This window comes from Spirulina subsalsa PCC 9445, assembly GCF_000314005.1.
Classification (GTDB): Bacteria; Cyanobacteriota; Cyanobacteriia; order Cyanobacteriales; family Spirulinaceae; genus Spirulina_A; species Spirulina_A subsalsa.
Genome location: NZ_JH980292.1, coordinates 443358 through 462985, shown reverse-complemented (window position 1 = coordinate 462985; position 19628 = coordinate 443358). Strand labels below are relative to the sequence as shown.

The following is a 19628-nucleotide window of genomic DNA, read 5'->3' as shown; positions in this document are numbered from 1 at the left end:
CGGGGGAACAGGGGAGCAGGGGAATAGTGAATAGCTAAAACTCTTGAGTATTGCCTTTTCCCGACTCCCGACTCCCGACTCCCGACTTGCGCCCCTAAACGCCCTCCTCTTGATAAAAGGCGATCGCACTATTGCCATAAACCTTTTGTCGTGTGAGGGTGAGTTGCTGCACTTGGGGGGGAGGAGTCCAGAAATGGGGTTCGTATTCGGCCGCCATTATCCCATCCGGGGCCAGTAAGTGGAATGATGCGATCGCCTCTAAGGTCGGTTGATAGAGATCACTGGCATAGGGTGGGTCAAAATAAATACAATCAAACACCTGTCCCGCCAAACCGGGGAGTTTTTGGCGAACATCTCCACAGATCACTTGATACTCTTGCTCCCCCTGGGCGAACTGTTGCCAATTTTCCCCCATCACTCGGCAGGCCTTCCCCCACTTTTCAATCCCCACCACCCACCCGGCCCCTCGACAGAGGGCTTCTGCCCCCATCGAACCATTGCCCCCACAGAGATCCAGCCATCGACATCCTTCGAGGCGATCGCGCCACATATTAAACAAAGCCTCCCGCACCTTCGCCGGAGTCGGGCGCACATCACGCCCCGGCAGGGTTTTCAACGGTCGATTCCCATAAATTCGCATGGGGAGAACTCCCTTTAGGGCTGAGGATTATTCTTTTGCCGGAAATAGGCCTCCATGACCTGAGCCACCATCGGCCCCGCCACCGAACCCCCACCGCCCCCAGAATGTTCGGCAAAGGCCACCACGACAATTTCCGGCTTGTCAAAGGGTGCATAGGCCCCAAACCAAGCATGGGCTTTCCCCGGAGGAGCTTCCGCCGTGCCGCTCTTTCCGGCGGGTGTAGGAATCCCCTCACTTTGTAAAGCTCCCCCCGTTCCATTGGTGACAACCGCCCGCAGGGATTTCTGTAAAATATCAAGGGTTGAGGGTTTCAGATTTAAAGACTCTCGCCAATCCGAATTACTCTTACTGGGATCTTCCACTAAATGGGGTCGCACCCGATAGCCTCCATTCGCCGGAACAGCAAACATGACCGCCACTTGTAGAGGAGTCGCTTGGGTGAACCCTTGACCAATAGACATATTGATCGTATCCCCGACCGTCCACTCCCAGTTAAATTGCCTGCGTTTCCAAGCATCATCCGCAATCAGACCTGGAGCCTCAGATTTTAACTCAATCCCTGTTCTATCTCCAAAACCGTAACGACGGGCCCAGTCGATTAAGACCTCACCCCCTACCCCGCGACCGATTTGGCCGTGGAAGGTGTTACTACTCCAAGCCATCGCCCCGACATAGCCCATCGGTCCAAAACCGGCGCGATTCCATTCGCCTAATGCCATACCCCCCACTCGTAAATAGGCAAAAGTGGGGAGGATAGTACTGGGGGGATATTTGCCCGATTCCAGCCCCGCTGTGGCCGTCACGACTTTAAAGGTAGAAGCGGGAGGAAAACCCCGCAACGCCCGGTTAACAAAGGGATTGCCTTGACCTTGCAGTTTTTGCCAGGTTTCCGGGGTAATGCGGGAGGAGAAAATATTGGGGTCAAAGGTGGGAAAACTGGCCATAGCCAGCACGGCTCCATTATTGGGGTCAATGGCTACCACCGCCCCTCGACGGCTGCCTAGAGCTTGTTCGGCGGCTTTCTGAAGTTCTAAATCGAGGGTAATGGTGACATCCCTTCCGGCTTTGGCCTGTTTCTGCCCCAAAATCTGCACCACTTGACCCGCGCCGTTGACTTCCACTTGTTGTCCGCCCCACTCCCCGCGCAGCAGATGCTCATAGGCTTCTTCTACGCCCATTTGTCCCACAATATCCCCCAGACGGTAGCCGTCTTTGCGGCGTTGGGCGAGTTCTTCGGCGTTGAGTTCTCCGGTATAACCCAGAATGTGGGCGCCGACTTGTTTGTTGGGGTAATTGCGAATATGTTCAATATCCACATCCACGCCTTGTAATTCGGCACTGTATTCTTTAATGGCGGTAATTTGAGCTTCCGTTAAGTCTCGACCCACGGCTACCCGAGTGGGTGAGTTGTAGCCTGCATCTTCTACGGGGGTGCGAATGTCGGCCTCGGGAATTTTAAGGATTTGGGAAAGGCGTTTAACGGTTTGATCCCAAGTGTCGTATTTTTGGGCGAGGGGCCACACATAGGCCGTGTGAGCGAGGCGACTGCTGGCGAGGATGCGGCCTTTGCGGTCGAAAATGGTGCCACGGACGGGTTGCTTGGGAATGAGGCGAATGCGATTATTTTCGGCGAGTTCTTTGTTGCGATCGCCTTCGACTAACTGAAGGTAAGCTAAACGAGAACCAATGCCCCCTAACAGTAAGAGGCTAATCATTAGCATAATAAAGACAGACTGATATTGCCGCCCAACAGTGCGGGAGGTTTGTTTGGGTCCGACTTTGGACGCAGGTTGAACGGTGGTGGGATGAACGGCTCGCATCATGGGTTATTCGTCTTTCCTCTATTAGCCAATAAAATAGCAAATAACTCAGAGGTTGTACTCAAAGTGGGGATAAACAATCTGGAATGGATTCTACTCTAATCAAAACACAAATTTCGACAAATGAGGGCGCGGAATCCCTCGATGTTGAATTACGGCAGTTGTTCAAGGTGTTTGACGGGGAACCCGCCGTCAATGGGGTCAACCTCCAAGTTCGTCAGGGGGAGTTTTTTAGTATTCTCGGCCCTTCGGGTTGTGGTAAAACTACCCTGTTACGCATGATTGCAGGCTTTGAGACTCCCTCGGCCGGGGAGGTCTTGATTCAATCTCAACTCATGAATCGCATCCCGCCCTATCGTCGTCCGGTGAATACGGTGTTCCAAAGTTACGCTTTATTTAATCACCTCACCGTTGCAGAAAATATTGCCTTTGGTTTAAAAATCAGAAAAGTTCCTCGGACTGAACGGGAAGAACAAGTTAAGGTGGCTTTAGCGGGAGTCCAGATGGAAAAATTTGCCCAACGCTATCCGAATCAACTCTCCGGGGGACAACGGCAGCGCGTGGCCTTAGCCCGGGCCTTGGTCAATCGTCCGGCCGTGGTGTTATTAGATGAACCCCTTGGGGCCTTAGACCTTAAATTGCGTAAGGAGATGCAGGTGGAACTGTCTCGACTCCATCGGGAATTAGGGTTAACCTTTGTCATGGTGACTCATGATCAGGAGGAGGCGTTATCGTTATCGGATCGAATTGCTGTAGTCCGGGCGGGTCAAATTGAACAGGTCGGAACTCCTAATGAGATTTATCAATGTCCCCAGACGGCTTTTGTGGCGGACTTTATTGGGGATACCAATTTGTTTGTGGGCGATCGCGCCCAAGTCACCCCAGACCGCGTTACCCTGATTACACGCCAAGGACTGCCCATGTTCATTCCTCCTCTTAGTAGTAGTGCGGTGCCAGTACAGTCTCTTTCTCCAGTTCAGGTTAGTATTCGACCGGAAAAAATTCAGTTAAGTCTTGAACCCCAATCCCATTGGCAGAATTGTTATGAGGGGCGCTTAAAGTATGTCATGTATTTAGGAACTCGCCAACAGTACGGGGTAGAGTTAGTACAAACCGGGGAAACCGTAATCGTAATGCAGCCGGGGGATAGTGTTTTGGCGTTAGAACCCGATAGTGAAGTGTTTATGGGGTGGTCAGCTGGGGATTGTGTCGTGCTGGAGCGTTAGGGACAATGAAACCTAAACTTCTATCAACATTATTTTTTCTCGGTCAAATACCCAGCAGACAAAACCTTGTCTGGTCGTCCCCAATGGCAGTACAGTTAGTATCTGTGGCTATTTCTGAACTTTCAACAGGATTAACGGATAATGACGGCTCTGGATAATAAAACTCTCAATGATAAAACTATTGTTAAAGACTATTTTAACTCTACAGGTTTCGACCGATGGCGGCGGATTTATGGCGATGGGGAGGTAAATAAGGTTCAACTCGATATCCGCGTTGGCCATCAACAGACGATTGATAAGGTCTTAGGCTGGCTTCAGGATGATGGCAATTTGGAAGGGTTGACGATTTGTGATGCGGGCTGTGGGGTGGGGAGTTTAAGTATTCCTCTGGCGGAAGCGGGGGCTAAGGTCTATGGGAGTGATATCTCTGAGAAAATGGTCACAGAAGCCCAAGAACGCGCCCAAGAGACGTTAAAGGATACGAGTGGTCTAACCTTGGAAACCAAGGATTTGGAGTCGATTAGCGGGCAATATCATACGGTGATTTGTCTGGATGTGTTAATCCACTACCCGACAGATGAGGCCGCGCAAATGATTAAACATCTGGCTTCTTTGGCACAATCCCGTTTGATTTTGAGTTTTGCGCCGAAAACCCTCTGTTTGACACTCTTAAAGCGGATTGGGGAGTTTTTCCCGGGGCCGAGTAAGACGACGCGGGCTTATCAACACAAGGAGGCGGATATTGTGAAGATTCTGCAAGAGAATGGTTTCACGCTCAAACGGGAGGAGATGACTAGCACTCGGTTCTATTATTCCCGTTTGCTCGAAGCGGTGCGGTCAATTGATAATTAGGGAACGGGGAATAGGGAATAGGTAATAGGTAATAGGGAATAGAGAATAGGGAGTCGGGAGTCGGGAGTCGGGAATCGGGAATCGGGAGTCGGGAATCGGGAATCGGGAGTCGGGAATCGGGAGTCGGGAATCGGGAGTCGGGAATAGTTAATAATGATCAACTCCCCCTCTCCCCTGCTCCCCTGCCCCCCGTTCCCTAATGAATCTGAGTCATGGCCGCTAGAACTTCTTGAGAGAGGAAGGGGAGAATGGCGGCTTTGTCTTGCTCGTCGATGCCTTCGGTGAGAACGACTAGGAGATAGGGCTGAAGGTCTGACACTTCGATATAAGCAGCATCATGGCGGACTTGGGCGTTCCAGCCTCCTTTTGACCATAAATGACTCTGAGGGGGGATTCCTTGGCCGAGGAAGCCTTGAATGCCGTTTTCTGTGCCTGTTTGGGTGAGGGGTAGGTCAGGTTGACGTTGAAGCATTTGCATCATGGTTTGAGCGCGATCGCTACTCACGGCCACCCCTCCTACAATACTATGGAGAAGGCGGGCGATCGCATTGGCGGTTAACATATTGCGATTGTCCATCATTTCCCCCATATAACACCGTTCTCGACCGTAGGGGCCATGACTCCAAGTTTTTTGATTTAAGTTAATCTCAGCGAGTTCTTCCCAGCCTAATGATTGAAAATAACGGTTAACAATATTTCGTTGTTGTTTCCAAGTTTCAAAAGGCCCCGGCGATAATTCCGGCCCACTGGTGGTTCCGCTCAATACATCAATCACTAAACTGGTGGCATCATGGCTAGAATGAATAGCCATATCACGAATGGCTCGCTCTAGTTCCGGTGAGGTGCTTAACATTTCCTTACTTAACCATTCCTCAATGGCCACCAGATAAAACAATTGAGCTAAGTGGGCGGGATAGTAACGTTCTGTGCCTCGATAACTAAAGCCCCGAACAGGATACTGCCAAAACTCCTCGTAGGCAATAGCTGCCCCTGTATTAACAATCACTGGGGGGTCATACACTAACCAGGTGAAGGCGATTTGTTGCCCGGTGATGTTGGGAAATCTAGACCAAGTTGCGTCTAAAATCTGTTGACCCAAGGTTTCAATGTGGGGGTGACGATAGAAAAAGGGCATTATTGACTGTTTATTGTTTACTTTAAAAGGTTATCTGTGAGTTACTTTGATGGTGTGTCGATTTCGGGGGTATCGTAGCTTGCTTCTAGCCGTACCCCGCTCAATCGACGCTCCCATCCCTCCCCAGGCACAAGGCGCTGGGGTTTCCCGGAGGTCTTTATGAAACTATCCGATTTTCCCCCCTCCCCAACCGATGAATATCATTGCCAGATTGATCTTAATCTCTATAATTCCCCCAGTTGTCAAGGTTTGGCCACCCAAGCGGCGCAAGGGCGACCATTGCGCATCTTAGAACAACAGGGATTAGCCTATCACGTCCAACTCTGTGAAGATGATTATTTGGCTTGGCTACCTGTGACGGAAGGAAAAAACCTCAAACCTAGTGAAAACAAGTATTGCGCCCCGATTTGGTCACGGGAGGCGATCGCCGAAAAAATCCCTGAGATCATCGCCTTTACCCACCACGCTATGGCACAACCCCATCATTACCTCTGGGGCGGAACCATTGCCCCCCATTATGACTGCTCCGGACTCATCCAGGCCGCCTTTGCCGCCTCTGGCATTTGGCTGCCTCGGGACTCCTACCAACAGGAAGCCTTTAGCCAAAAAGTCCCTTGGGACAACCTCCTCCCCGGAGATTTAATCTTTTTTCAAGAAACTACCCGCGTCACCCACGTTGCTCTCTATTTAGGGGACAATCAATATATTCACAGTTCCGGCATTGAAAAAGGGCGCAACGGCATCGGCATTGACTCTCTCTCTCCCGACAGTGGCCCCGTGGGGAGCAAATACTACCCCTATCTTCTCTGTGCCGGACGAATCATGACCAGTTGGCCCGGTTGAAATTCCTCCCCTGCCCCTAAATGCACAAAAAACTTTTTTTGTCAACTCTGTTAAGACTTTCTGAGAAACGTTAACATAAATTAATATAAAGAGTAAAACAGGTTGTCACCTTGGGGCGCAAGCCATCCTTGCTATACAAAATACAGTGTTGTCCAACCCGAGAGGATTCAGACAGTCCCCTGCTTCTGATGGTTGGTTCTCCGGCCGATAGCGACGAGAAAACACTGTCAAAATAGTAAAAATATAAGGATAAGGATATTGCCACAGCCAACAACATTAGGAGTTCAAGCGCGTGAACAATAACAAAAATAAAAAATGGCGTAATGCAGGACTGTACGTCCTATTAGCGGTCGTCCTTTTAGCCCTCGCTTCAGCCTTTTTCGATAGCCCTCGGGAAACTCGGGAAAGCTGGAAATATAGTCAACTGATCCAAGAAGTGGAAAGCGGTAGAATTGAAACCATCCGCCTAACCGCCGATCGTTCTCAAGCCTCAGTCACCACCCAAGACGGAACCCAAGTTCTGGTCAACCTCCCCAATGACCCGGAACTCATCGATATCCTCACCACCAACAACGTGGATATTTCCGTACAACCCCCTAGCGATGACGGGTTCTGGTTCCGCATTTTAAGCAGTCTTTTTGTTCCCGCTTTACTGTTAATCGCCCTGTTCTTTATCTTGCGTCGGGCTTCCAGTGGTCCGGGATCCCAAGCGATGAACTTTGGCAAATCTCGCGCCCGGGTGCAAATGGAACCCCAAACTCAAGTCACCTTCGGGGATGTAGCGGGGATTGAACAAGCGAAATTAGAACTAACGGAAGTGGTGGACTTCCTGAAAAATGCTGACCGCTTCACCGCCGTTGGGGCAAAAATCCCTAAAGGGGTGTTATTAGTCGGGCCGCCTGGAACGGGGAAAACCCTGTTAGCCCGTGCCGTTGCAGGTGAGGCGGGTGTTCCCTTCTTCTCCATCTCCGGTTCCGAGTTTGTAGAAATGTTTGTTGGGGTAGGTGCTTCTCGGGTGCGTGACCTGTTTGAACAAGCTAAAGCCAACGCTCCTTGTATTGTGTTTATTGATGAAATTGATGCCGTCGGTCGCAGTCGGGGTGCTGGTTTAGGGGGCGGAAATGATGAACGGGAACAAACCCTCAACCAGTTGTTAACGGAAATGGACGGGTTTGAAGGCAATACCGGAATCATTATTATTGCCGCCACCAACCGCCCGGATGTGTTAGATGCGGCCTTGTTGCGTCCCGGTCGTTTTGACCGTCAAGTAGTGGTCGATCGTCCGGATTATGCGGGACGGAAGGAAATTCTTCAGGTTCATGCCCGAGGCAAAACCCTGTCTAAGGATGTGGATTTAGAAAAAATCGCCCGTCGGACTCCCGGTTTTACGGGGGCGGATTTGTCTAACTTGTTGAATGAGGCCGCAATTTTAGCCGCCCGTCGCAGTTTGACGGAAATCTCAATGGATGAAGTCAATGATGCCATTGACCGGGTGTTAGCGGGGCCTGAGAAGAAAGACCGGGTGATGAGTGAAAAACGGAAACAGTTAGTGGCTTATCACGAAGCGGGTCATGCTTTGGTGGGGGCGTTAATGCCGGATTATGACCCGGTGCAGAAGATTAGTATTATTCCTCGGGGTCGCGCTGGGGGGTTAACGTGGTTTACACCGAGTGAGGATCGGATGGATTCGGGGTTATATTCTCGGTCTTATCTGCAAAATCAAATGGCTGTCGCTTTGGGGGGTCGCATTGCCGAGGAGTTAATTTTCGGTGAGGAAGAGGTGACGACTGGAGCCTCCAATGATTTACAGCAGGTGGCACGGGTAGCGCGGCAGATGGTGACTCGGTTTGGCATGAGCGATCGCCTGGGCCCGGTCGCTTTAGGTCGTCAACAAGGCAATGTGTTCCTCGGTCGGGAAATTGCGTCGGATCGGGATTTTTCCGATGAAACGGCGGCTGCCATTGATGAAGAGGTGCGGAAGTTGGTCGATCAAGCCTACAGTCGCGCTAAGGATGTCTTATCGAGCAATCGTCACATCCTTGATGCTTTAGCGGATATGTTGGTGGAAAAAGAAACGGTAGACGCGGAAGAGTTACAAAACATCTTAGACACCAATGACGTGAAAATGGCCGCTATTGTTTAAGGCTATTTTGGCTTTTGTTGATTGAGTATCAATTTCCCCCATCCTGTCCTATCGGGTGGGGGAATTTTTAGGGGAATCGGGAGTCGGGAACAGAATTTATCCAGATGCCAGTCAAGAAAAAGAATTACTTGACTGGCTAGAAAGTAGAAGTAGGAAAGCCTCATGGTGATATGGGGAAGCCCGCACCGTACCCCTAGGGTCGGTGTCGGGAGGATGTCACACAATTTGTAGGACAAAATGTAGACCGGCCCAAGTTTCCACATTTAGGGCGTAAAAATCAGCCGGGGAACTTAATAGATCGGGACTGACGGCGCTGGCGTTGTGAATATCCTGTAAAATCGCTTGGGCGACTTCTTGGGGGTTGGGTAATTCGACAAAGCGATCGCCTTCTCCCTTATTCGCTAAACTGATCAACAGGGTGAGAGTTTCAGTAAAAGGTTCGGTACTAAACAAAGTGAACAATTCCACCACCCCCGTAGACCCGGTAATAAACCAGTTCAGATTAGACGGGGTGCGGGGTAGGGTGAGGGTTTGACCCGCCTCAATTTGTAAAGAGTTCGACCCGATGGCGTTGTGGTTGGGATCTGAAAGATTAGAGAGGGCGGGAGTATAGAGAACAAGAGGATTGCCGAGGGGGTCTAAGCCCACCAGTAACACATAGAGTTTGCGATCGCCTTGATTCACTAACTGACACTCCAATTTCCCCCCCACAGGCAGCGTAACAAGGGCGCTGGTGCGGTCGGCTAAGTTGGGGGCATTCTTCGTTATTTCTGCCCCAGGATAGCGTCCTGTAGACCGTTCCAACAGCGTCATGGGTTGAGGTTGCAGCAGTTGGAAGCGTACCGTCACCCCCAAGCGAGAGGACCCCTCATTGACCATTAGCCCCCACAATTTGCCCGCTAAAAGGGTTCTTAAATGGGGAATTAAGCGATTCACCGCCGATCGTACCGCTTCATCAGCCAGACCCAAAGTATTAGGAATCGGTAAATCCCCCACAGAAAATAACTCATAGCCCTTAGTGGGAGGACGATCCAAGGGCTGTAAATCGGTCATGGCTACCGTCACGGGATGGGGGGATTTTGCCTTGCCAAACAAACAATCGGCTCGTTGTTCTCCGGCCGTCACCACAGACGACACCACATTAATATTGGCAAAGGCGCTCGTTGCATCCACCCGTTCAATCCGTTGCAAAGCGTTATCTAAGGCCACCACCAGCCCGATATGGCGGGGCAAGACCCGAATGGCTTCCTGAACCCATTGCCCCACTTTTAAGGCCGTGGCGGGGCTGTCAACCCCCTTAGCTTTAGCTTTTAAGCCATTGCGGGAGCGGATCTGGACTTGGGGGGTGTCTGGGCTAATCTCACCCTCCACCACCCAAAAGCGGGAATTCCCACAGACATCTAACACCGCAGGAGGCAAGCCACCCAGGGTTAACTGCACCATATTCTGTTCTTCATCAATGGCGATAATTGCCCCCTCGGCCCCAAAGGTAGGCTGGAGAGGTAAATCATAGACGAGGGGGGGGTTGCCGGAAAAAATGCCAAGGCCTTGGGGCTGCTGGGTCGTTAGGGGGCGAAGGGTTTCTGTGGCTCGGGTGAGGCTAATATAGAGTGTGCTGGGGGGGGTACTTTCCCAGAGATACTGAGTTAAGGCATAGGTGAATAAACCCGCACTAAAGCCATTCCATTGACCCTCTAGGGCGGGTTGATCGTGAGCGGCGGCCGTGAGGATAAACCCCGGAAAGCTGGACTGTCCCCAATTGAGGGGGGTGGGGGAACGACCGGCCGAACGCAGCAGGCGTAATTGTTCTTGAAAGGCTAACTCTTCTGGGCTGGGACGTTTGGCGGGATCACTGGGGCTAGAGCGCGATCGCAAATTTCCCCGTAACTCCTGACCATTATTCGAGTAACTGGTATCTAAAACTAACGTGACATGACGAGTCGAGAGCGATCGCGCCAAAAGAATCAACGTTTCCTCTAACAGGTCATTAACCGCTGGTTCTCCCTTCGTGGCAATCACCCCATCCACGGGAATCAGACTGCGCACCAAAAGTTCCCCCGCGTCCTCCGTCCCCGGTAAACGAACCTGACTGCCATAGCCACTAAAATGAAACACCACCCGATCCCCCTCTTTCACTTGTTGGATCAGGTGTTCAGAAAAAGCCGATTCGATATTTTCTCGCGTTGCCTCTTGATTTACCAACGACACAATATCCCCTCGTTGGAAACCAAAGCGGTGAACTAACAACTCCCGTTGTAGTAGCACATCCGTCCCACAGCCTTGTAAATGGGACTTATAGGGATATTGGTCAATCCCCACCAACAACGCCAACTTACGCCCCGTCGGACTGACCAAACCTTGAGCATAAGCATTACCTAAAGGAAAAGCCCTCGCCTTGGGACTAACCATCCACTGTCCGCCCCAAGTCAGCAGACCTAAACCCAAACCTTGTAAAAATGTCCGTCGATCCAATCCCATAGCCCTTGTCCGCTATCCATCGACCCTATCAGGGTATCAGGTTTTTACTCTCGTTGTTGAGGGGGCAGGGACTCACCACTGCCCCTCAACCCCTTACTGCTATTTTAAGCAACGGGAACTTGCATCGCCTTGGCCAACTCCGCCGCCACTTCAGGACGAGAGAACTGAGGAGGGGGTAACTCACCCCGTCGTAACATTTCCCGCACTTTTGTTCCCGACAGGTGAATCCGTTCCTCTACCTGACTCGGACTGGTTTTCGTCGTCGCCATTTGTTGCGTCCGGGTGCAATAAAAAGCGTGTTCAAACTTCATCGGTTGAATCCCTAACTCTTGAGGGTCAAACTGATCAAAAATTTTCTGAGCGTCGTAAGTGCCGTAATAGTCCCCCACACCCGCATGATCTCGTCCCACAATAAAATGGGTGCAGCCGTAATTTTTGCGAATCAGGGCATGAAAAATCGCCTCCCTGGGTCCGGCATAACGCATCGCTGAGGGATTAATCGCCAACATTACCCGGTCTTGGGGGAAATAATGCTCTAGCATGATCTCATAGCAACGCATCCGCACATCCGCCGGAATATCATCGCTCTTCGTTGCACCGACGAGGGGATGTAAAAATAACCCATCCACTGTTTCAAGGGCGCATTTTTGAATATACTCATGGGCGCGATGGATAGGGTTACGAGTTTGGAATCCTACAACGGTTTGCCAGCCTAATTCTTTGAACTTAGCGCGAGAGACCAGGGGATCAATTTGATATTGAGGGAAAAGGGGGTGAGGATCTCGTTTCAGCAACCACACCGGCCCCGCTAAATTGACCGCGCCTTGGTCATAGACTACCTTAACCCCAGGATGTTTAATGTCATCGGTGCCGTAGACATTTAAGACCTCATGGGCTTTGTTGTAGTGGTATTTCTGGGTGAGTTCCAACACCCCAATAAAACCACCTTCTCCATCATCTAAACGAACCCAACTCCCTTCTTTTAAGGGGTCCGCTTGTTCTGGACTGACGGAAAGGGTGATCGGGATAGACCAGACGGTACCATTGACTAAACGCATTTCTGTAACGACTTGCTCATAGTCCGCCTGTTCCATAAATCCCATTAAGGGACTAAACCCCCCAATGGCAATCATTTGTAGGTCAGAAATGGCGCGTTCATCCAATTGAACACGGGGCAGTTCCTCCCCTTGGGCTAAAAATTCCTGTCGTTCTGCTTCCGACGCGATGCGATTAATAAGATGTCCGCCGTGGGGCGCGATGCCATCAACATGAGTAGTCATACTAAATATTGATTGATTGCGGGTTCTGACCGCTTTAACGTTCCATTCTTCATCCTAGCTTAATGGGGGAACGGGGAACAGGATAATAGGGAATAGGGATTCGTCTGGCTTCAGGTTAGGATCTGATGCCAGTCTCGGGTTTGCCTTGGATGGGGGGCGGTTTTTCCCTGCGATCGCCTTAATCCACTGAATACTCCTGCTCTGTTGGGCTATTTTTTCGCCCCCCCTTGATAGGCAATACAGTATCTACTAAAATTTTCATCTCGTTTATTAACGCTATATCGACCTTGAATTGAGCAATAACTCTCATGCTAGTGAGGCTCATTTATGACAGAGACTAAAATTATTTACTGAGGCAAATTTTTCTAGATACAATCGGTTCAGTAAATTAACAGTTATTGGTCTTTTGCTATCCCAAAAAATCATAGACTCTAACCATTGTAAAACATCCTGTGATGTGATATAATGAAAAATAGACTCTGCTTCCTGTGCCGTCTCAAAAGATAAAAAATTAACCGTATCATCAAACATAACAGGTTGATTATTTAACAAACCAATCAAGTTAAATTTAAGCTTCTTATGCAGACTAGAGATTGCAATTTTCCAGTTCATAAAGGAATAATCTCCTACGCCAAAAATAGCATAAGGGGGCTTGTTGCGATAGATCGAGCTTTTGCGTTTTGTAAAAAATAGATCATGGTCTTGTAAATATTGCCAAGTTTTAGGAGCTTTATCTTGAATAATTCTAGTATCTTCACCCACCCATCGCTGAGGGACTAACATGAGCTTGCGGTAATCTTTAACTCTCCCATTGGCAACATCTGACCCCTTGAGCAAGGGATACAGATAATCCGTTTCTAAATAATATTTTTCTCCCAACCCATTAACGAATAAATTCCCCCCTATTTGGTCTAGCTCCATAACCTTAGAACAGTCATGTTTAATCCCAGAATGCCAAAGGTATTTAGAATTATATCCTAACCAATGTTTCCCTTGTTCATAGGTTTTCGTGTCTCTCACCATAAAACCATCTCGCTCACCAATAACGGAGCATAACCCTTGGGTCTTTAAATCCATATAGACGGGGCAATCATTTGTTTCTTTGTAATCCGTAGATAGGCGAAACAGACAAGCTTGTACTGAGAGATTGAAATAATACTTAGCGTCGATTAAATAAATTGAAGTCGAGAAAGAACTAGGATATTTTTTGGAGATTTCTTGTAAAACTTTACGAGCCACGGAATACTTACACAACAGGGCAATTGTTCCCGGACGATCAGATAGCCACTCAATGTATTGTAAAAGCATCCATTCCGATATATCAAAGTTAGCTGAACCGGTTATCGCTTCAATGCCTCGTCTGTTTTGAAAGTTTGATTTTGTTGGTATATTATGACTATTGAGACGACTTAATTCACTACTTGTTGCCCAAGGGGGATTCCCCAAAATCAAAAGATACCCAGAAACGCTTGATAGAATTTCTTGCCAATTATTGGTAAAAAAATCAGCTTGTTTTAGGATGATATTATCCTGATTTTGATTGCATTCAATAGATTTTTGTGCTAACTGGATATAGTGAGAATTAATATCAAAGCCCATAATTTTGGCGTGGCTAAATTCATTGCGTGATGCTTGGATGAATACTCCCGAACCACAGGTAGGCTCTAAAATAAAATCAGGGTTGATTTGATACTTCAATTTGAGAAGTTTAAGGATCTGATCTGCTAAAGGGGCAGGAGTTTGAAAATCCCCTAATTGTTTTTTGTTGCTATTCATCATTATTGAATGCTCAAGAGGACACCCTCCATCACAAAGGATAGAATAAAAAGGCACTGGTCGAAAATTCACCCATGCTCACCCTAACCCACCCTCCAGACACCCTCACCTTACAATGGCCAACGGATCTCAAGTTGAACGTAACGCCAGCGCAATTTGCCCAACTTGCGATCGCCAATCCGGAGTTAAAACTAGAACGAACAGCAACAGGAGAACTCATTGTGAATCCCCCCACGGGTGGTGAAACCGGACATCGCAATATCAGAATTGCCTATTTCTTAGTGAAGTGGATGGAGGAAGAAGGGGGACATGGCATCGCCTTTGATTCTTCTACAGGCTTTATTTTACCCAATGGGGCGAACCGTTCCCCCGATGCCGCTTGGATTCGTTTAGACCGTTGGCAGACTCTAACCCCAGTTCAACGTAGGGGATTTGTGCCGTTATGTCCAGATTTTGTCATTGAACTGCGCTCAGAATCGGACAGTTTGAGCAAGTTACAAGACAAGTTACAGGAGTATATCGACAATGGGACTCAGTTGGGCTGGTTGATTGACCCACAACAGGAACAGGTGGAAATCTACCGGCCGGGTCAAGAGGTGGAGATTTTGCCCAATTCTCGCCAATTATCCGGGGAAAATGTTCTGCCGGGGTTTGTGTTAGATTGGCAACACATCATCAGTAATCAGTGACCTACTATCCAAGTAGGGGCGAAAAATTTTTCACCCCCACCTCAAGCACATTGGATCGCCCTCCATTAACCCACAGCCAAAAGTTCATCAAGCTTATTCTTCAAAATTGGCGACACCATTAAGTGATTCCTTCTGATGCACCCGACAAGAGATTACCGATGAGTGAATCCATGACCCAAGCGAACACCGCCCCCCCTCTTAGCTTTAGCTGCTCTCGCCAGTTTATCCCGTGGTTAGTGCAACACCAAATTAGTCTAGCCTTTACTACCTATCAAACCAACCGCCTTTTCTTGGTTGGGATTAAACCCGATGGCTCCTTGTCCATTTTTGAGCGCCTGTTTCAGCGCCCGATGGGATTGTTTAGCCAACCGAATCGCCTCTGGATGAGTACCCGTTTTCAGTTGTGGCAGTTGGATAATGCGTTAACGGAGGGACAGTTTCATAAGGGGTATGACCAACTGTATATTCCCCGTATTGCCTACACGACCGGAGATGTAGATGTTCATGATGTGGTGGTGGATGAGTGCGATCGCCCGATTTTCGTCAACACCCTCTTTAGTTGTGTCGCCACAATAAGCGATCGCCATAGTTTTATCCCCCTCTGGCAACCCCCCTTTATTAGCCAACTCGTCCCCGAAGATCGCTGTCACCTGAACGGCCTCGCCCTCGTAGACGGCAAACCCCGCTATGTGACCGCCGTCAGTCGTTCCGATGTAGCCGCCGGGTGGCGACAACGACGACGGGATGGGGGATGTGTCGTGGATATGCAAACCAACGAGGTGATCCTGACTAACCTCTCCATGCCCCACTCTCCGCGCTGGTATCGGGGAAAATTATGGCTTCTGAACTCAGGAACAGGCGATTTCGGCTACTTTGACCCCGTGTTAGGTCAATTTGAACCTGTGACCTTCTGTCCGGGCTATTTACGCGGTTTAACCTTCCATCAAGATTGGGCGATTGTGGGACTCTCCAAACCTAGAGGAGAGCAAACCTTTAGCGGACTCGAACTTGAAGACCGTTTAACCGCCAAAGATGCGATCGCCCAATGTGGCCTACTCTGGATTAACCTCAACACCGGAATCATCGACCACTGGTTACAAATCGACGGCGTAATCAGTGAACTCTACGACGTGCAAATGATCCCCAACGCCCTACGTCCCATGGCACTAGGCTTTATGACCGACGAAATCTGCCAACTGATCACCCTTGAACAACAACCCATTCCCACTATCCCCCCAGACCAACTCCACCCCCTTGATCCCCCCCAACCTAGCCCAAACTTAACTTTTTTAGAAGACGAACTCGAACGAGGGGAAAATCAAGCTAGTATAGGGAGTAACCCTTTATACTGGCAGGACAATTAACGCCCTGCAACTTGCCGAAATCTTTTGGGTTTAAAGCCTCGCCCTTTTAGGGCGGTGAGTATGAAAATCCCAGTTCTTCTAACCCGTAAACTTTCCGCTTTTTCTCCTCCTCCCACTTACATCCTCGGATTGTCCCATCCTCCTCCTTAATCTCCCTTTGTCCCGAATACCCTCATCCTCCAGTCATAAAATCCAAAGGTCATAAAGTCCCAAGGTCATAGATTAAAGGTTATAGAGCGTGTCAGAGCGGTTAGTTTTGAATGGCAATTCCTGTCGTTTGGAGGAGTCGATGATAATTCGAAGAAAGATCCCATGCCCCCGAATCTTCCCTGTCTTAGGTTGCCAAGATTCTCGCAAAAAACGATGATCAATCCGGGCAAACCGCCCTACAATATGGCCAGTGCATTCCAAACCACTGTAATCTTCTTGACGATCATCTTTGTTTTGCCGATCATTTTCTTGTTCCCGACTCAGCCCTAGCCAATTCCTGATCCACCAATAAACCCAATCTACTTTTAGACTGCATCAACCATCATGGCAGAAAACGTTTTTACTCTCCAACTTCCTGTTAATGATCCAGTGACCAATAATGGCCTGGTCTTAGTAAATACAACCTCACGAGCCCTCACCGCCCCGCTCCTTGTTGATTTGACTGGAGATGGTCGGCTTGAAGCCGTCATTGGGACAAACGCAGGAAGAGTCGCCTTTTTTAAATTAAACGAAGACGGTCAATATGAAGACCTCACAGGAACTCAGAATGATCCCTTCCGACACATTCGGATTGAAGATGCAGTAGACACCCAGTTTGGAACTCCCCTCATCCCAGCCTTTGCGGATATTGATGGGGATGGAGACTTAGATTTATTCCTCGGTGCGGGGGACGGAGAACTCTTCTTTTTCCAAAATATTGGTTCAGCAACGAATCCTAGATTTAAAGATCCCATCCCGACTTCCCAAGGAGGCACCGGAGAACTGAATCGGGCTAATGCAGATCGTTCTACCGAACAGGGAAATCTCTTTGGTATCACAGCCGCCACAGCCTATGCTGCTCCCACATTTGTAGATATTAATGGAGATGGTAGGTCAGATTTATTTATCGGTCAGTATAACAACCGGGCAAATCCTACAGCTCCCTATATTGTTTATTATCAAAACACCACCCAAGATACAAACTTAGACGGGCAAATTCAACTCAATGAAATAAGTTTTGCTCCAAGAACAGGAGCGGATAACCCGTTAAATGGTGTGGGACCGGTTAATAGCACAGAAGTATTTGAAATCCTCTATCCTTCTTTTCTCCAATATAGCAATCAACAGACCTATGATGTCTTTATTGGACAGAAAAACGGACAAATTATTTATTATCAAAACACCGGAACAGTTCAATCTCCCAACTTTGTTCAACGAGATGATATAAACCCCTTTAAATCCTTTAATGAGTTACCCGGTGGATCCAGGGGACAACGGGCTACTATTGCCTTTGGGGATTTGACTGAAGATGGTAGACCGGATGCGTTAGTTGGGGTTCAACAAGAAGAAATCGGGCTGCGTTTTTTCCTCAATGAAACCCTCTTCCCCGAAATTCAAGTTGAACGATTAGATACTAACCAATTAGTGATAGATGGGACAACCCTTGCCATTACTGATGTTAGTTTCAATCAGGCGGCCGTTGCCACAACTTTTCAGATTACTAACGTTGGTCGGACGACCATGAATTTGGGAACTCCGACCATTGCTAACCCCAATTTATTTACCCTTAATCAAACCGGGTTTCAATCGGTTCTCGCCCCCGATGAAACCACCAGCTTTACAGTTGCTCTCAATAGTGGAAACTTAAATAATCTCAATAGTCAAGTTTCTAGTGTGGTGAGTTTTGCCGTAGATGACCCTAATATTACTCAACCCTTTGATTTTACGGTTCAGGGGACGGTACGGGCATCCCGCATCGAAGTCCGACGGGGAGAACAAGTCATCGCCGACGGCACCACCTCCCCCATTGGCTTAGGTACCCTTGCCTTTGGTGCGCCAGGACAATTTACCACCTTTACCATCACCAACAACGGCTTAGATAACTTAATCCTAGCCGTCCCGACCGTAGACACCCCCGCCTTTAGTCTCAATACCCAAGGGTTTAATCCTGTACTGGCTCCGAATCAGTCCACCAGTTTCGGGGTAGCCGTGAATAGTGCCAATCTCGGCACCTTCCAAGGCACAGTCCGCTTTGCCGCCAACGACCCCACTATTAGCGGACTGTTTGATTTTGCCATTTCCGGCAATGTCACTCCAGACGGACAGCCTCCCACTCCTCCGGGGCCTCCTGTGCCTCCTCCGGCAGGGGATGTTCTATTTTATGACCCCACCAGTCGTTTATTCCGTTTAGGCATCGGACAACCAGATAACTTAGAATTTCGCTTAACTGGGACGAATGCCGGGAATATTTCCGAAATTCGGGTTTCCCGCTTCTCAGCCACCGGAGAATTAGCGGGTCAACAATCCCTATTTTCCGTCTTACCGGGTATCTTCCGACCCAGTGGTTTCGGTACAGATCAACAAGTTTCTATCTTTACCGATCTCCGACCGGGGGATGTTTTTGGCGTGGACTTCATTAGTCCCAATGGGGTCGTTTCTTATAATAGTCCTCAATTAGCCGTCTCCCAAACGGCGGCGGGTCAGTATTCCCTGAACTTTGGGGATCTATCCTTGTCTCTGCGGCAAACTGGGGGAATTCCCTTGGGGATTCAATTTGACGGACGGCAAACCCAACTGCAACCGGAACAGGAAATTCTCGATTTGCGAGGTCTGCAAGGGAACGTGAGAGCAACCTTTACCCTGTTTCGTGAGGCGGCTTTTACCAATAATTTCAACCTCTATCGCATTGATGACCCCAGTGGTCGGGTGAATGGGATTGCGCCCGGTGAGGCTGGATACGCTCAAGCGGCCATTGACAACCGAGTTCCCGATATTTCCTTTAATGTGGGGAATCAAAATGTGGCGCAGTTCTCCAGTGTCTTTGCGGCTGGAGCGCTGTATGCACCGTTTATTGTGGTTAATGGAACCACGCAGGATCTACTGGCGGTCAATCCTCAAAACGTCCAGGGAACCAGTGATATTGTGGCTTACTTCCCCTTTATTGGGGCTAATCCCGATCGGGTGGATCATGTGTTGTTGTTTGGTAGCAACGTGATCGGTTTTGAGGATCTACCGGGTGGAGGCGATCGCGATTTCAATGATCTCATTGTGCGCATTGATGTCACTCCAATGGCTTAGACCCTTGAACTAAACTTTCCCCTTGGGGGTGTCCGGTGAGGATACCCCTCTTTTTTTGTCCGCCTTTTCGCCCATCCTGCACAAAACTATCCGGATTTAACCCTCTATTCCGGGA

13 protein-coding genes are annotated in these 19628 nt (G+C 49.0%); 7 read left to right on the top strand and 6 right to left on the bottom strand.

Going from position 1 to position 19628, the window contains the following annotated elements; translation table 11 throughout:
• Positions 1-94: 94 nt before the first annotated feature.
• Together rsmD and mrdA are read right to left on the bottom strand one after the other, a co-directional pair.
• On the bottom strand, positions 95-640 hold the full coding sequence (gene rsmD, locus SPI9445_RS0102520; protein ID WP_017303144.1) for a 16S rRNA (guanine(966)-N(2))-methyltransferase RsmD: 546 nt from the start codon (positions 638-640) through the stop codon (positions 95-97).
• Between the two features lie 14 nt (positions 641-654).
• Positions 655-2463 (bottom strand): penicillin-binding protein 2, encoded by a 1809-nt coding sequence (gene mrdA, locus SPI9445_RS0102515; protein ID WP_017303143.1) that lies wholly within the window; start codon positions 2461-2463, stop codon positions 655-657.
• Between the two features lie 83 nt (positions 2464-2546).
• On the opposite strand from mrdA, the gene SPI9445_RS0102510 reads away from it, so the two are divergent.
• The gene (locus tag SPI9445_RS0102510) at positions 2547-3686 is read left to right on the top strand and encodes an ABC transporter ATP-binding protein (protein WP_017303142.1); all 1140 of its coding nucleotides are present in this window, start codon (positions 2547-2549) and stop codon (positions 3684-3686) included.
• 141 nt (positions 3687-3827) lie between these two features.
• Positions 3828-4538 carry a magnesium protoporphyrin IX methyltransferase gene (bchM, locus tag SPI9445_RS0102505; protein WP_017303141.1) on the top strand — a complete coding sequence of 237 codons (711 nt, stop codon included), beginning with the start codon at positions 3828-3830 and terminating at the stop codon, positions 4536-4538.
• A 196-nt stretch (positions 4539-4734) separates the two neighbouring features.
• Here bchM and SPI9445_RS0102500 read toward each other — a convergent pair whose 3' ends face one another.
• Entirely contained in the window at positions 4735-5673 is a 939-nt protein-coding gene (locus tag SPI9445_RS0102500; RefSeq protein WP_017303140.1) for a serine hydrolase, read from the bottom strand.
• Between the two features lie 159 nt (positions 5674-5832).
• Between SPI9445_RS0102500 and SPI9445_RS0102495 the strand changes: the two genes are divergently transcribed.
• Together SPI9445_RS0102495 and ftsH3 are read left to right on the top strand one after the other, a co-directional pair.
• The gene (locus tag SPI9445_RS0102495) at positions 5833-6516 is read left to right on the top strand and encodes a C40 family peptidase (RefSeq protein ID WP_017303139.1); all 684 of its coding nucleotides are present in this window, start codon (positions 5833-5835) and stop codon (positions 6514-6516) included.
• Between the two features lie 292 nt (positions 6517-6808).
• On the top strand, positions 6809-8659 hold the full coding sequence (ftsH3, locus tag SPI9445_RS0102490; RefSeq protein ID WP_017303138.1) for an ATP-dependent zinc metalloprotease FtsH3: 1851 nt from the start codon (positions 6809-6811) through the stop codon (positions 8657-8659).
• Between the two features lie 216 nt (positions 8660-8875).
• Here ftsH3 and SPI9445_RS0102485 read toward each other — a convergent pair whose 3' ends face one another.
• From SPI9445_RS0102485 to SPI9445_RS24055, 3 genes are all read right to left on the bottom strand, one after another.
• Positions 8876-11137 carry a caspase family protein gene (locus SPI9445_RS0102485; RefSeq protein WP_017303137.1) on the bottom strand — a complete coding sequence of 754 codons (2262 nt, stop codon included), beginning with the start codon at positions 11135-11137 and terminating at the stop codon, positions 8876-8878.
• 104 nt (positions 11138-11241) lie between these two features.
• Positions 11242-12417, bottom strand: coding sequence for a sulfate adenylyltransferase (sat, locus tag SPI9445_RS0102480; RefSeq protein WP_017303136.1), 1176 nt, complete (start codon positions 12415-12417; stop codon positions 11242-11244).
• A 321-nt stretch (positions 12418-12738) separates the two neighbouring features.
• The gene (locus tag SPI9445_RS24055) at positions 12739-14196 is read right to left on the bottom strand and encodes an N-6 DNA methylase (protein ID WP_100227063.1); all 1458 of its coding nucleotides are present in this window, start codon (positions 14194-14196) and stop codon (positions 12739-12741) included.
• 71 nt (positions 14197-14267) lie between these two features.
• Here SPI9445_RS24055 and SPI9445_RS0102465 point away from each other — a divergent pair, with 71 nt between their 5' ends.
• From SPI9445_RS0102465 to SPI9445_RS0102455, 3 genes are all read left to right on the top strand, one after another.
• On the top strand, positions 14268-14882 hold the full coding sequence (locus SPI9445_RS0102465; RefSeq protein ID WP_017303133.1) for a Uma2 family endonuclease: 615 nt from the start codon (positions 14268-14270) through the stop codon (positions 14880-14882).
• A 158-nt stretch (positions 14883-15040) separates the two neighbouring features.
• Positions 15041-16246, top strand: coding sequence for a TIGR03032 family protein (locus tag SPI9445_RS0102460; RefSeq protein WP_017303132.1), 1206 nt, complete (start codon positions 15041-15043; stop codon positions 16244-16246).
• 534 nt (positions 16247-16780) lie between these two features.
• Complete coding sequence (locus SPI9445_RS0102455) at positions 16781-19513, top strand: DUF4114 domain-containing protein (protein ID WP_017303131.1); 2733 nt, start codon at positions 16781-16783, stop codon at positions 19511-19513.
• Positions 19514-19628 lie beyond the last annotated feature (115 nt).